A 13,812-nucleotide genomic window follows, 5' to 3' on the forward strand; every position below is an offset into this window, starting at 1 on the left:
GGGCGGCGTATAGAGAAAGAGGAACGGGACAGCGGTCCTCGTTCCTCTTCGCTCGTTCCGCGTCAGGCGCGGTAGTTCGGCGGTTCCTTGGTGATCTGCACGTCGTGGACGTGGCTCTCGCGCTGGCCGGCGCCGCTGATCTTCACGAACTTCGGCTTGCTGCGCATGTCCTCGATGGTGGCGCAGCCGACATAGCCCATGGTCGCGCGCAGGCCGCCGACCAGCTGGTGGATGATGCCGCCGACCGGGCCGCGGTACGGCACGCGGCCTTCGATGCCTTCGGGCACCAGCTTGTCGGCCGTGGCCGCGTCCTGGAAGTAGCGGTCCTTGGAGCCCTTCTCCATCGCCGCCAGCGAACCCATGCCGCGGTAGCTCTTGTAGGAACGCCCCTGGAACAGTTCGGTCTCGCCCGGCGATTCCTCGGTACCGGCCAGCAGGCCGCCGATCATCACCGTCGACGCGCCGGCGGCCAGCGCCTTGCCGATGTCGCCGGAATAGCGGATGCCGCCATCGGCGATCAGCGGGATGCGGTCCTGCAGCGCCTCGGCCACCAAGTCGATCGCGGTGACCTGCGGCACGCCGACGCCGGCGACCACGCGCGTGGTGCAGATCGAGCCCGGGCCGATGCCGACCTTGACCGCGTCCGCGCCGCAGTCCAGCAGCGCCAGCGCGGCTTCGCCGGTGCAGATGTTGCCGCCGACGACCTGCACGTGCGGGAAGTGTTTCTTCACCCAGCTCACGCGGTCCAGCACGCCCTGCGAATGGCCGTGGGCGGTATCGACCACCAGCACGTCCACGCCGGCGGCGACCAGCGCCTCGACGCGGCGATCGGTATCGCCGCCGACGCCCACCGCCGCGCCGACCAGCAGGCGCGTGGCCGCGTCCTTGGCCGCGTTCGGGTTGTCGGTCTTCTTCTGGATGTCCTTGACGGTGATCAGGCCGCGCAGTTCGAACGCGTCGTTGACCACCAGCACCTTCTCGATGCGGTTCTTGTGCAGCAGCGACAGCACCTCGTCCGAGGCCGCGCCTTCCTTCACCGTGACCAGGCGGTCCTTCTTGGTCATGATGTGGCGGACCGGGTCGTCCAGCTCGGTCTCGAAGCGCATGTCGCGGTGGGTGACGATGCCGGCCAGCAGGCCGTCGCTGCCCACCACCGGCACGCCGGAGATGTTGTGCGAGCGGGTCAGCGCCAGCACGTCGCGGATGGTGGTTTCCGGGCCGACCGTGATCGGGTCGCGGATCACGCCGGACTCGAACTTCTTGACCCTGGCCACTTCGGCCGCCTGCTGCTCCAGCGGCAGGTTCTTGTGGATGATGCCGATGCCGCCGAGCTGGGCCATGGCGATGGCCAGGCGCGATTCGGTGACGGTATCCATGGCCGCCGAGACGATCGGCAGCTTCAGCCGCAGCCCGCGGGTCAGCCGCGTGCCGAGGTCGACATCCTGCGGCAGGACGATGGAGTGGGCGGGGACGAGCGAGACGTCGTCGTAGGTCAGTGCTTCAGCCTGGATGCGCAGCATCGGCATACCCGAGATGTGGGGAAGCGCGTCATTTTACCCTTGTTCGGGCGCCGATGGCAGGGGGCCGGTGCGACGCAGTGTCGCGCCGGCGCGCGCCGTTCAGGGGCTCTGGAAGGCGTGCCGGCCACCGGCCGGCGCCACCCGGGCCGCTCAGCCGGCCGCTTCGGCCGCCTCGATGGTGTTCTGCATCAGCGTGGCCACCGTCATCGGGCCGACGCCGCCCGGCACCGGGGTGATCCAGCTGGCATTGCGCGATGCCGCCTCGAAGCCGACGTCGCCGACCAGGCGGCCATCGTCCAGGCGGTTGATGCCGACGTCGATCACCACTGCGCCCGGCTTGACCCACTCGCCCGGGACCAGCTGCGGGATGCCCACCGCCACTACCAGGATGTCGGCATTGCGCACCGCCCGTTCCAGTTCGTCGCGCGGGGTGAACTTGTGGCAGCTGGTGACGGTGCAGCCGGCGATCAGCAGTTCCAGCCCCATCGGCCGGCCGACATGGTTGCTGACCCCGACGATGGTGGCGTTGCGGCCACGCACCGGCTGGTCGGTATGCGACAGCAGGGTGATGATGCCGCGCGGCGTGCACGGGCGCAGGCCGAATTCGCGCAGCGCCAGGTGCCCCACGTTCTGCGGGTGGAAGCCGTCCACATCCTTGCGCGGGTCGATGCGCTGGATCAGCCGGTTGGCGTCGGGAATGCCCGGCAGCGGCAGCTGGATCAGGATGCCGTGGATCTTCGGGTCGGCGTTGAGCCGGTCGATCAGCTCCAGCAGCTGCGCTTCGCTGGTGCCCTCGGGCAGGTCGTAGTCGAACGCCTCGATGCCGACCTTTTCCGCGGCGCGGCGCTTGTTGCGCACGTACACCGCCGAGGCCGGGTCGCCGCCGACCAGCACCACCGCCAGCCCCGGCCGCGCGCGCCCGGCCGCCAGGCGCGCGTCCACGCGCAGCTTCAGGTCGTCGAGCAGTTCTTCGGCGATGCGGCGGCCGTCGAGGATGCGGGAGGTGGCCGCGGAGGCGTCGGCAGGCAGGGTCATGGGCGTGGGGGCGGGAACGGGCCGGCTATTGTCCCCGATTCGGCGCGGCGCGACATCCCGCGGCGCGCCCGGGGGCCGCGATCAGGCACGATGGCTGCAGAACGCGGCGTAGTCGATGTAGCCCGGGAACGTGCGGCCCGGCGCGCAGACCGGGCAATCGGGATCCGGATGCACGCGCGTCTCGCGGAAGCGCATGGCCAGCGCGTCGAAGCGCAGCAGGCGCCCGGCCAGCGGCTGGCCGATATCCAGCAGCAGCTTGAGCACCTCGGTGGCCTGCATCACCCCGGCCAGCCCCGGCAGCACGCCGAGCACACCCGCCTCGGCGCAGTTGGGCGCGAACTCCGGCGGCGGCGGCTCGGGGAACAGGCAGCGGTAGCAGGGTGCCTGACCGCGCCGGCGGCCGGCATCGAATACGCTCACCTGGCCGTCGAAACGCTCGATCGCCGCATGCACCAGCGGCCGCGCATGCTTGATGCAGGCGTCGTTGAGCAGGTAGCGCAGCGGGAAGTTGTCCGAGCCGTCCAGCACCACGTCCACGCCGTCCATCAACGCATCGACGTTGGCCGACGTCACCCGCTGCGCGACCGCCTCCACCTCGATATGCGGATTCAGCGCGAGCAGGCGCGCGCGCGCCGACTCGACCTTGGCCGTGCCGATCGCCGCTTCGGTGTGGATGATCTGCCGGTGCAGGTTGCTGCGTTCCACCGCATCGTCGTCGACGATGCGCAGGCGCCCTACCCCGGCCGCGGCCAGGTAGAACGCCGCCGGCGCGCCCAGTCCGCCGGCGCCCACGACCAGCACGCGCGCACGCTGCAGGCGCCGCTGCCCGGCCTCGCCCACCTGCGGCAGCAGCAGATGCCGCGAATAACGCTCCTGGAAGTCGCGCTCGCCGGGGTCGAGCTCGGGCCGCACCAGCGGCAGGCCCGCCGCCCGCCACGCCTCCGTTCCGCCCACGACCGAGGCCACGTCGGTGTAGCCGGCGGCCAGCAGCGCCGCGGCCGCCTCGGCCGAACGCCGGCCGCTCTGGCAGAGCAGGACGATCTCCTGCTCCGGCAACGGCAGGAAGGCCGGCGGATCGGCCAGCAGTTCGCCCTTGGCCACGCCCCGCCCCGCGCGCCTTCGGCCATGCCGCCGGCGCGTTCGTGCGCCTCGCGCACGTCGATCATCGCCGCGCCGGCCAGCTGGCGGGCACGGGCCTGTTCCGGAGTCAGTTCGCGCATGCTCATGGCCGGATTATCGGCCATGCCTTCCCCTCGCGCCGGGATGCATCCCGCCATCGGCAGGGCACAGACGAAGAGGACGGCCTTGCGGCCGCCCCTGCGTGATCACTTCCTGCCTTTGACGTGTTTCATCAGGCGCCGCTTGGCCTTGATCTGGCGCTCGGTCAACACGTTCTTCTTGCCCTCGTAGGGGTTGGCGCCCTCGCGGAACAGGAAGGTCACCGGCGTGCCCACCAGCTTGAAGCGCTTGCGGAAGAAGTTCTCCAGGTAGCGCTTGTACGAATCCGGCAGCTCCTTCAGGCGCGTGCCGTGCACGATGAAGGTCGGCGGGTTGGTGCCGCCCGGATGCACATAGCGCAGCTTGGAGACGTGGCCGCGGATGCTCGGCGGCGGGTTGCTCTCGTAGGCGATTTCCAGCGCCTTGTTCACTTCGCTGGTGCTGAATTCGTGCGTGGCCGAAGCGTGCGCGCGATGCACCGCGCGGAACAGCTCGCGCAGGCCCGAGCCGTGCTTGGCGGAAATGCGCACCACCTCGGCCCACGGCACGAAGCCGAGCTTGAGCGACAGCAGGGTTTCGGCCTGCTCGCGCTGGTAGTCGGTGAGCCCGTCCCACTTGTTGATCGCGATCACCAGCGCGCGGCCGGCATCGAGCACGGCGCCCAGCACGCTGGCGTCCTGGTCGGTGACGCCTTCGCTGGCATCGAGCATCAGCACGGCGACCTGGCACTCCTCGATCGAGCGCAGCGTCTTGACCACCGAGAATTTCTCGACGACCTCGTCCACGCGCGACTTGCGGCGCAGGCCGGCGGTATCGATCAGGCGGTACAGGCGCCCGTCACGCTCCAGGTCCACCGAAATCGAGTCACGGGTGGTGCCGGGCACGTCGGAGGCGATCATGCGCTCCTCGCCCAGCAGGCGGTTCACCAGGGTGGACTTGCCCACGTTGGGGCGGCCGACGAAGGCGATGCGCACGCGCGCCGGATCGTCGTCCAGGGTTTCGGTCGTGCCTTCTTCCGGCAGGCGCTCGACGATCTCCGCGAGCAGGTCGTCCAGCCCCTGGCGGTGCGCGGCCGATACGGTGAGCATCTCGCCGAAGCCGTAGCGCGCGAATTCCGAGCGCACCGCATCCTCGTCGGTGCCGTCGATCTTGTTGATCAGCAGCAGGGTCGGACGCGACAGCTTGCGCAGCCAGGACAGGATCTCGTCGTCCAGCGCCGAGGTGCCGTCGCGCGCATCGACCACGAACAGGATCAGGTCCGCCTCGGCGGCGGCGGCGCGGGCCTGGCGCGCGGTGGCGCCGGCCAGCCCTTCTTCCTCTTCGGCGATGCCGCCGGTATCGACGATCAGGAACGGGCTGTCCTCGTCGAGCCGGCACACGCCGTAGTTGCGGTCGCGGGTGACGCCGGGCTGGTCGTGGACCAGGGCGTCGCGCGTGCGCGTCAGGGCATTGAAGATGGTCGACTTGCCGACATTCGGCCGTCCAACCAGGGCGACCAAAGGCAGCATCGCTTGGACTCCTTAATTCGCCAACCGCCAGGCGGTCAGCTTGCCGTCCACGTTCTGCACCAGCAGGACGCCGTCGGCGACGATGGGTTGCGCGACCACCCGGTCGCCCCCGCTCTTCTCACGGGCCGCCAGGGCGCCATCGCCCATCTGCAGCCAGTGCAGGTATCCCTTGTAGTCGGCGACCACGACGTAATCGCCCTGGATCGCCGGGCCGGTCACCGAGCGCCGGGCCAGCGCCTGCTGCGACCACATCGCCGAGCCGGAGGTCTTGTCCAGGCCGAACACGGTGCCCTTGCCGTCGGTCACCACGACGTTGCCCGAAGACACCGCCAGGCCACCGCCGCCGCCATGGTCGCGCGACCACAGCGGACGACCGCTCGGGCCTTCGATGGCCATGGTCTGGTTCTTGAAGCTGGTCACGTACAACGTGTTGCCTTCCAGCACCGGCGCGCCGTCCACGTCGGCCATGCGCTCCAGCTCGGTGCGGCCTTCCGGCGTACCGACCATCTGTTCCCACAGCGGACGGCCATCCTGCATCGCCAGCGCGGCCAGCGTGCCGTCGTCGTTGCCGATGAACAGCACGCCCGGACCCGCCACCACCGGTGCGTTGCCGCGTACGGTCAGCGGCGGCAGTTCCTGCGAATTGAACCAGCGGCGCTCGCCGCTGGCGGCATCCAGCGCCGTGGTGCGGCCATCGTTGCTGCGCACGAACACCAGGCCCTGCGCGATCGCCGGCGCGGCGATCACCTCGCCGGGCACGCGCGCGCGCCACTTCTCGCTGCCGTCGGCCGCGTCGAGCGCGATCACCTGGCCATCCAGGGTGCCGATCACGACCAGCCCCTCGCCCGCGCCGGGGCCGCCGGACAGGCGCAGCCGGGGCTTCTTCTTTTCCTTGGCCGGCTCGTATTCCCAGACCTGCTTGCCGCTCTGCAGGTCGAGCGCATGCACGCCGCCTTCCACCGCCGCCGCGTAGACGCGGCCATCGGCCACGGCCGGCGCCTGGCGGACGCCGATACGGCCTTCGCCCTTGCCGACGTTGGCCGACCAGATCCTGTCGACCTTGATCGTGGGTTCGAACTTGACCAGCTCGGCCGGTTCCAGCGCCTTCTTGGCCTCGGCGTCCTTGCCGGCGAACCAGCCCTTCACCGTCGAGCAACCACTCAGCGCCACCGCGACCAGCGCGATGCCCGCAACATGCTTGAGCTTCATCAGATCTTCTCCGCCGCGGGATCGGCGACGGTACCGCCGGCGTCCATCAGCTTGATTTCCAGCAGGCGGCGCTGCGGAGCGGCCACGTCGAGCTTGCCCAGCGACTGGGTGTACAGGTCGCGCGCCTGTTCGCGCTTGTCCTGCGCCACCAGCGCGTCGCCACGGATTTCCAGGCCCGCACTGTCGTCGGCGTTGCCGAGCAGCGCCAGCGCGTCGGCGGGCTTGCCGGTCTCGATCAGCAGCCGGGCGATGCGCTGGTCGATCAGGGTCTTGAACTCGCCTTCGACCTTCAACCCGCGCAGGGTCTTGATCGCGTCCTCGTTCCTGCCCGCCTCGACCTGGGCCTTGGCCAGTTCCAGCGCGGCCAGGTCGGCGTAGATGCCGGCCTTGCTGCCTTCCAGCGCCGCCACTTCCTTGACCGCCTCGTCCAGGTTCTTGGACTGCAGGCTGCGGGAGACGGCGTCATAGCGGCTGTTGGCCTGGGCCAGCTTGCCTACCTGCTCGTTCTGCCACCACTTCCAGCCGCCGATCACGGCCAGCGCGAGGATTACCCCGCCAATGATTCCAGCGCCGTTCTGGCGCAGCCAGGTGCGGACGCGTTCGCCTTGTTCATGCTCGTCGAGCAGGTCGTCAATCGCCATGCGTAACTCTCGCTCCAATCCTGCCGGGGGAGCCTTGTTGTTTTGATCTGCGCTTGTTTCAGTGCGAAACCGGCGCCACGGAGCCGTCAGAGGATACCGTAAAGCGGGCCACATTATTACCGCTCGTATACGGCGCCAGATCGACGCTTCCACCACCCTGCTGGAAGTCGACCTCCGAGGCGTTGCCTACTTTCATGCGCGCCACCTGACCGGCCGCGTAACTGCGCTTCTCGCCGGCGCGGATCAGCGCCTTCTCGACGATGGAGCCGTCCGGGGCCGAGACTTCCACCCAGCTGTCGCCGCGGAAATCCAGGGTCATGTCCGAAGTTGCCAAGGTCGCCTGCGGTTCGGCGGCCTGCCGCGCGAGCGGCGCCATCGATGCGATGTAGGGCGCGCGTTCGGTCGCCGGCCGGGCCGCGGATTCGTCCGCCGGCGCGGCCGCGCGCTGCGCGGCGGCCACCGACGCCGACGCCGCGTCCGGCACCACGTCCAGCGAGGCGGTGCTGGGCGGCGCGTCGCCGAACTTGCTCTGGAACGCATACCAGACCGGGACCGCCAGCACCGCGGTGATCACCACGTAGACCGCCCGGCGGCCGAGGCTTTCGGCCATCCGGCGCACGCGCGGCGTATGCGTATGGCTGACCAGCTTGGGCGGTTCGACCGGCGCGATCCGCGCCTGCTGCAGGAGTTCGCCCAGATCCACGCCGAGCAGGCGCGCATAGCTGCGCAGCTGCCCGCGCACGAACACCGGCGCGCCGAGCCGCTCCCATCGTTCTTCTTCCAGCGCGGCGACCACCTGCACCGGCATGTGCAGCCGTCCGGCGACGTCCGCCAGCGACAGACCGGCCGCTTCACGCGCCTGGCGAAGCCGCTCCCCGCAGCCCACCGCCCCCTCTAAAGCGTTCATACCCGGATCATTGCTCACAATGCATCAGCCCTGGGAATTCGAGGTCGCGCCTGCAGGAAATTCCTCGCGCAACCGCTGCTGGTATCGGCTGACGGCACTCCTGTCGCCCAGCCGTTCTTCAATCTGAATGGCAAGTTGTAACACGGAAAGCGTGGCCGGCGCAGCCGCAAGGCGCCGCTGGTAGAAGGCCCGCGCCTCGAAATACCGCCCCTGCAGGAACTCGCTGCGCGCCATCGACTCCAGCGCGTAGACGTTGTCCGGCGCCAGCTCCAGCGCCTGCCGCAGGTCCTGGCCGGCCCGCTCGCGCTGGCCGGCATCCAGCGCACAACCGCCGGCGTTGGCCAGCGCATCGGCCCTGGCCCCGTAACCGGCATCGGCCAGGGCGCGGTCGAACCAGACCAGCGCTTCGGCCGGATGGCCATTGGCGCAGAGCCAGGCGCCGTAGTTGTTCAGTACGTCGCCCTGTCCGGGCGCCAACTCCGCGGCCCGGCGGTAAAGCTCGCCCGCAGCCTCCTGCCTGCCGCGCCGCCCTTCGATCACCGCCTGCAGCGTGTAGGCCGCCGGGTTGGCCGGATCCAGCTTCCGCGCCGAGCGCGCATAGCCGAAGGCCGCATCCAGCTGGCCGCGGCCATAGCGGTCCCCGGCCAGCCGCACTATCTCCTGGTAGCGCTGGTGCCTGCGCGCCTGCCGGTCGTCGCGCACGTCCACCTGCTGCGACGCCTGCTCGTCCCACCGCACCTTGGTCGCCTTGACGCCATGCCCGCAGCCGGCAAGCAGCAGCGCGGCCAGCACCACGACGGGCAGGCGCTCAGGCAAGCGTGTCCCGTTGCGCCTGGAGCGCATCCTGGGCCTGCAGCAGGCGGTTGAACTCGGCCTGGCGGCGGGTGCGGTCCATCACCTGCCCCTTGAGCTGGCCGCATGCCGCGTCGATATCGTCGCCGCGGGTACGCCGCACCATGGTCAGCACCTGCGCGTCGAGCAGGATCTTCTGGAAGGCGCGGATCTGCTCCTCGTCCGAACGCTCGTAGCGGGTACCGGGGAACGGATTGAACGGAATCAGGTTGACCTTGCCCGAATCCTTGGCCTGCACCGCGTTGTCGAACTGGCGCATCAGCCGCGCCAGCTGGCGGGCGTGCTCGGGCTGGTCGTTGATGCCCTTCATCAGCGTGTATTCGAAGGTCACCGAATCGCGCTTCTTGTTGCCGCGCAGATAGCGCGCGCACGAAGCCATCAGCTCGGCGATGGGGTACTTCTTGTTGAGCGGCACCAGCGTTTCGCGCAGCTCGTCGTTGGGCGCGTGCAGCGACACCGCCAGCGACACGTCGCTTTCGACCGAGAGCCGGTCGATCTGCGGCACCAGGCCGGAGGTGGACAGGGTCACGCGCTTGTTGGCCAGGCCGTAGCCCAGGTCGTCGCGCATGATGCTCATCGCACGCACGACGTTGTCGAAATTCATCAGCGGCTCGCCCATGCCCATCATCACCACGTTGGTGAGGCGGCGCATCTGGTGCGGCACGTTGCCCAGGTGGCGCGCCGCCACCCACACCTGGCCGATGATCTCGGCGGTGGTCAGGTTGCGGTTGAAGCCCTGGGTGGCGGTCGAACAGAAGGTGCAGTTCAGGCCGCAGCCGACCTGCGAGGACACGCACAGCGTGCCGCGGGTCTTGTCGGGAATGTAGACGGTTTCGATGGCGTTCCTGCCATCCACGCCCATCGCCAGCAGCCACTTGTGGGTGCCGTCGGCGGAGGGCTTGTCGAACACGACGTTGGGGACGACGACCTCGGCATGCTGCTGCAGCTTGGCGCGCAGCGACTTGCCGAGGTCGGTCATCTGGTCGAAATCGGTGACGTAGCGGTGGTGGATCCACTTCATCACCTGGTGGGCGCGGAACTTCTGCTCGCCGAGGGTCTCGACGAAGAATGTTTCCAGGCCCGCGCGATCGAGGTCGAGCAGGTTCTGCTTGCCAGCGGCCGCCGCGGTTTTCGGCAGCGGCTGGATGGCGGGGGACTGTACGACCTCGTTCACGGCTTCAACCTTTGACTGCTACTCAGCGCGAAACCACTTCGGTGGCGGCGAAGAAGTAGGCGATTTCGATCGCGGCGTTCTCGACCGAATCCGAACCGTGGGCGGCGTTGGCGTCGATGGACTCGGCGAAATCGGCGCGGATGGTGCCCGGCGCGGCTTCCTTCGGGTTGGTGGCGCCCAGCAGGTCGCGATGGGCCAGCACGGCGTTCTCGCCTTCCAGCGCCTGGATCATCACCGGGCCGGAGATCATGAACTCGACCAGCGCGTTGAAGAACGGACGCTCGCGGTGCACGGCGTAGAAGCCTTCGGCTTCGCGGCGCGACAGCTGCTTGTACTTGGCGGCCACGACCTTCAGGCCGGCCTTCTCGAAGCGTGCGTAGATCTCGCCGATCACGTTCTTGGCGACGGCATCGGGCTTGATGATGGAAAGGGTGCGCTCCAGCGCCATGGGAATTCTCCGGGTTTTTGGGCCGGTCGGCCCGAGGGTACATGAAAAAACCCGCGTGCGGACGCGGGCTTAGCCTGAATTGCGGTGGCCAATTCTAACGGTTGGCCGAGGCCTTTGCACAGCGGCAGATGAATGATGCTGCATGGCAGCATGACCCGGACCGGCCGCCGGGCGTAGCATCCAAACAATCGTTTGATTGATTCCATCGCCATGGGCAAACCCGCCAGCTTCTCCACCAAGGACCGCATCCTCGGCGCGGCCGAGGAACTGTTCGCGCAGTACGGCTTCGCCGGCACCTCGCTGCGGCAGGTGACCAGCCACGCCGACGTCAACATCGCCGCGGTCAACTACCACTTCGGCTCCAAGGAAAACCTGGTCAACGAGGTCTTCCGCCGGCGCATGGACGAGATGACCGCCGCCCGGCTCGACCAGCTGGAGCAGGCCCGCGCCGCCCGGCCGGGCGACCTGCGCGCGGTGCTGGCAGCGTTCGTCGAACCGGCGCTGGCGATGGCCCAGGACCGCCAGAGCGGCGGCGCCTTCGTGCGGGTGATCGCCCGCGCTTATGCCGAGAAGAACGACAACCTGCGCAAGTTCCTGTCCGATCACTACGGCCACGTGCTGCGCGAGTTCGGCAAGGCCATCGGCGCCTGCGTGCCCGGCCTGAGCAAGGAAGAGCTGTACTGGCGGCTGGACTTCCTGGCCGGCGCGCTGACCTACGCGATGGCCGATTTCGGCCTGATCAAGCGCCCGCACGGCATGAGCGAGGCCGCCCATCGCAGCAAGGCCGCCTACGAGCTGATCCATTTCGCCGAGGCCGGGTTCCGTGCCAGTGCGCACGCCGCCCCGCCCTCCTCCCCCTGATTCCACCCGGTACCAACAAAGGCCCTACACCATGTCCAATTCCCTGCTGATCCGCCGCGCCGCCGTGCTGGGTGCCGGCGTCATGGGTGCCCAGATCGCCGCCCACCTCACCAATGCCGGCGTCGACACCGTGCTGTTCGACCTGCCTGCGAAGGAAGGTCCGGCCGACGGCATCGTGCTCAAGGCGATCGCCAATCTGGGCAAGCTGAGCCCGGCGCCGCTGGCCAGCAAGGCGCTGGCCGAAGCCATCACCCCGGCCAACTACGAGTCCGGCCTGGAGCAGCTCAAGGACTGCGACCTGATCATCGAGGCCATCGCCGAACGCATGGACTGGAAGCAGGACCTGTACAGGAAGATCGCCCCGTTCGTGGCCGACCACGCGGTGCTGGCCTCCAACACCTCGGGCCTGGGCATCAACAAGCTGGCCGACGTGCTGCCCGAACAGCTGCGCCACCGCTTCTGTGGCGTGCACTTCTTCAACCCGCCGCGCTACATGCACCTGGCCGAGCTGATCCCGGCCACCACCACCGATGCCGCCGTGCTGGAAGGCCTGGAGGAATTCCTGGTCACCACCCTGGGCAAGGGCGTGGTGTACGCCAAGGACACCCCGAACTTCATCGGCAACCGCATCGGCGTGTTCTCGATCCTGTCGACCATCCACCACACCCAGCAGTTCGGCCTGGGCTTCGATGAAGTGGACGGCCTGACCGGCCCGCTGGTCGGCCGCCCGAAGTCGGCCACCTACCGCACCTCCGACGTGGTCGGCCTGGATACCATGGCCCACGTCATCAAGACCATGGGCGATACCCTGCCGAACGACCCGTGGCATGCATTCTTCAAGTCGCCGAAGTGGCTGGACGCGCTGATCGCCAAGGGCGCGCTGGGCCAGAAGACCGGTGCCGGCATCTTCCGCAAGGTCGGCAAGGACATCGTCGTGCTGGACCTGGAGAAGCAGGACTACCGCCCGGCCGATCGCACCGCCGCCCCGGAAGTGGTCGAGATCCTGAAGATCAAGAATCCGGCCGAGAAGTTCGCCAAGCTGCGCGAAAGCCAGCACCCGCAGGCGCAGTTCCTGTGGGCGACCTTCCGCGACCTGTTCCACTACAGCGCCTACCACCTGGCCGACATCGCCGAGACCGCGCGCGACGTCGACCTGGCCATCCGCTGGGGCTACGGCTGGTCGCTGGGCCCGTTCGAAACCTGGCAGGCCGCCGGCTGGAAGCAGGTGGCACAGTGGATCGCCGATGACATCGTCGCCGGCAAGAGCATGAGCAATGCGCCGCTGCCGGACTGGGTGTTCGATGGCCGCGACGGCGTGCATGCCGCCGAAGGCAGCTACAGCCCGTCGCGCAACGCCAAGCTGCCGCGCTCGTCGCTGCCGGTGTACCAGCGCCAGCGCTTCCCGGACCCGCTGCTGGGCGAGACCTTCGCGCCGGGCGAGACCGTGTTCGAGAACGACGGCCTGCGCATGTGGCATGACGGCGATGGCATCGCCGTGGTCAGCTTCAAGACCAAGATGAACACCGTGTCCGACCAGGTGCTGGACGGCCTGCAGGAATGCGTGAGCCGCGCCGAGAAGGACTTCCAGGGCCTGGTGATCTGGCAGCAGAAGGAGCCCTTCTCCGCCGGTGCCGACCTGGCCGGTGCGCTCGGCCTGCTGCAGGCCGGCAAGGTTGACCAGTTCGAAGAAATGGTCGCCAACTTCCAGCGCACCAGCCAGCGCATCAAGTACTCGCTGGTGCCGGTGGTGGCCGCCGTGCGCGGCCTGGCCTTGGGCGGCGGCTGCGAGTTCCAGATGCACAGCGCCAGGACCGTGGCCTTCCTGGAAAGCTACATCGGCCTGGTCGAGGCCGGCGTCGGCCTGCTGCCGGCCGGTGGCGGCCTGAAGGAACTGGCCGTGCGCGCCTCGCAGGCCGCCGGCCCGGGCGGCGACGTGTTCGCCGAACTGAAGAAGACCTTCGAGACCGTGGCGATGGCCAAGGTGTCCAACTCGGCGGTCAACGCCAAGGAACTGGGCCTGCTGCGCGGCACCGACAAGGTCGTGTTCAACAGTTACGAGGCGCTGTACATCGCCAAGGCCGAAGCGCGCGCCCTGGCCGAAGCGGGCTACCGCCCGCCGCTGCCGGCACGCCGCATCCAGGTCGCCGGCGACGTCGGCATCGCCACCTTCAAGATGATGCTGGTCAACATGCTGGAAGGCCGCTTCATCAGCCCGTACGACTATGAGATCGCCGAGCGCATCGCCACCGTGCTGTGCGGCGGCAAGGTCGATCGCGGCACCTTGGTCGACGAAGAATGGCTGCTGACCCTGGAGCGCAAGCACTTCGTCGAACTGGCCCAGCAGGAAAAGACCCAGGCCCGCATCGCGCACATGCTCAAGACCGGCAAGCCGCTGCGCAACTGAGCAGGCGCCGGCGTGGCGGCCGCCCCGGCACGCCG

General features: G+C 68.8%; 11 protein-coding genes and 1 pseudogene. 2 read left to right on the forward strand and 10 right to left on the reverse strand.

Translation table 11 applies throughout. The features are described 5' to 3' along the window. Window positions 1-62: 62 nt before the first annotated feature. The 10 genes and pseudogenes from guaB to ndk form a co-directional block, all read right to left on the reverse strand. Window positions 63-1,520 (reverse strand): IMP dehydrogenase, encoded by a 1,458-nt coding sequence (guaB, locus tag ABTV91_RS12465; protein ID WP_433851729.1) that lies wholly within the window; start codon window positions 1,518-1,520, stop codon window positions 63-65. A gap of 150 nt (window positions 1,521-1,670) precedes the next feature. Then, window positions 1,671-2,555: a bifunctional methylenetetrahydrofolate dehydrogenase/methenyltetrahydrofolate cyclohydrolase FolD gene (gene folD / locus ABTV91_RS12470; protein ID WP_433851730.1), complete on the reverse strand. Its 885-nt coding sequence runs from the start codon at window positions 2,553-2,555 to the stop codon at window positions 1,671-1,673. An 81-nt stretch (window positions 2,556-2,636) separates the two neighbouring features. Continuing rightward, a pseudogene (gene moeB, locus ABTV91_RS12475) lies at window positions 2,637-3,781 on the reverse strand (molybdopterin-synthase adenylyltransferase MoeB). 99 nt (window positions 3,782-3,880) lie between these two features. Further along, a complete protein-coding gene (der, locus tag ABTV91_RS12480; protein ID WP_433851731.1) occupies window positions 3,881-5,281 on the reverse strand; it encodes a ribosome biogenesis GTPase Der in 1,401 nt (466 codons plus the stop codon). 12 nt (window positions 5,282-5,293) lie between these two features. After that, the gene (gene bamB / locus ABTV91_RS12485) at window positions 5,294-6,490 is read right to left on the reverse strand and encodes an outer membrane protein assembly factor BamB (protein WP_433851732.1); all 1,197 of its coding nucleotides are present in this window, start codon (window positions 6,488-6,490) and stop codon (window positions 5,294-5,296) included. After that, a complete protein-coding gene (locus ABTV91_RS12490; protein WP_433851733.1) occupies window positions 6,490-7,131 on the reverse strand; it encodes a YfgM family protein in 642 nt (213 codons plus the stop codon). Before ABTV91_RS12490 ends, bamB begins: the two co-directional genes overlap by 1 nt. Before the next feature lie 58 nt (window positions 7,132-7,189). Further along, window positions 7,190-8,056: a helix-turn-helix domain-containing protein gene (locus ABTV91_RS12495; RefSeq protein WP_433851734.1), complete on the reverse strand. Its 867-nt coding sequence runs from the start codon at window positions 8,054-8,056 to the stop codon at window positions 7,190-7,192. 6 nt (window positions 8,057-8,062) lie between these two features. Continuing rightward, window positions 8,063-8,881, reverse strand: coding sequence for a type IV pilus biogenesis/stability protein PilW (pilW, locus tag ABTV91_RS12500; protein ID WP_433851735.1), 819 nt, complete (start codon window positions 8,879-8,881; stop codon window positions 8,063-8,065). Continuing rightward, window positions 8,847-10,064, reverse strand: coding sequence for a 23S rRNA (adenine(2503)-C(2))-methyltransferase RlmN (rlmN, locus tag ABTV91_RS12505; RefSeq protein WP_433851736.1), 1,218 nt, complete (start codon window positions 10,062-10,064; stop codon window positions 8,847-8,849). Before rlmN ends, pilW begins: the two co-directional genes overlap by 35 nt. Window positions 10,065-10,086: 22 nt before the next feature. After that, window positions 10,087-10,512: a nucleoside-diphosphate kinase gene (ndk, locus tag ABTV91_RS12510; protein ID WP_005409295.1), complete on the reverse strand. Its 426-nt coding sequence runs from the start codon at window positions 10,510-10,512 to the stop codon at window positions 10,087-10,089. A gap of 210 nt (window positions 10,513-10,722) precedes the next feature. Here ndk and ABTV91_RS12515 point away from each other — a divergent pair, with 210 nt between their 5' ends. Further along, window positions 10,723-11,373 carry a TetR/AcrR family transcriptional regulator gene (locus ABTV91_RS12515; RefSeq protein WP_433851737.1) on the forward strand — a complete coding sequence of 217 codons (651 nt, stop codon included), beginning with the start codon at window positions 10,723-10,725 and terminating at the stop codon, window positions 11,371-11,373. A 31-nt stretch (window positions 11,374-11,404) separates the two neighbouring features. Further along, window positions 11,405-13,777, forward strand: a complete 2,373-nt coding sequence (locus ABTV91_RS12520) for a 3-hydroxyacyl-CoA dehydrogenase/enoyl-CoA hydratase family protein (RefSeq protein WP_433851738.1) — start codon at window positions 11,405-11,407, stop codon at window positions 13,775-13,777. Window positions 13,778-13,812: the final 35 nt, after the last annotated feature.

The sequence above is a fragment of the Stenotrophomonas nitritireducens genome (assembly GCF_050984405.1).
GTDB lineage: Bacteria > Pseudomonadota > Gammaproteobacteria > Xanthomonadales > Xanthomonadaceae > Stenotrophomonas > Stenotrophomonas nitritireducens_B.

Coding starts and splice junctions, on each gene's coding strand:
- guaB (WP_433851729.1), bottom strand. CDS start 1,520: ATGCTGCGCATCCAGGCTGAAGCACTGACCTACGACGACGTCTCGCTC.
- folD (WP_433851730.1), bottom strand. CDS start 2,555: ATGACCCTGCCTGCCGACGCCTCCGCGGCCACCTCCCGCATCCTCGAC.
- der (WP_433851731.1), bottom strand. CDS start 5,281: ATGCTGCCTTTGGTCGCCCTGGTTGGACGGCCGAATGTCGGCAAGTCG.
- bamB (WP_433851732.1), bottom strand. CDS start 6,490: ATGAAGCTCAAGCATGTTGCGGGCATCGCGCTGGTCGCGGTGGCGCTG.
- ABTV91_RS12490 (WP_433851733.1), bottom strand. CDS start 7,131: ATGGCGATTGACGACCTGCTCGACGAGCATGAACAAGGCGAACGCGTC.
- pilW (WP_433851735.1), bottom strand. CDS start 8,881: ATGCGCTCCAGGCGCAACGGGACACGCTTGCCTGAGCGCCTGCCCGTC.
- ndk (WP_005409295.1), bottom strand. CDS start 10,512: ATGGCGCTGGAGCGCACCCTTTCCATCATCAAGCCCGATGCCGTCGCC.
- ABTV91_RS12515 (WP_433851737.1), top strand. CDS start 10,723: ATGGGCAAACCCGCCAGCTTCTCCACCAAGGACCGCATCCTCGGCGCG.
- ABTV91_RS12520 (WP_433851738.1), top strand. CDS start 11,405: ATGTCCAATTCCCTGCTGATCCGCCGCGCCGCCGTGCTGGGTGCCGGC.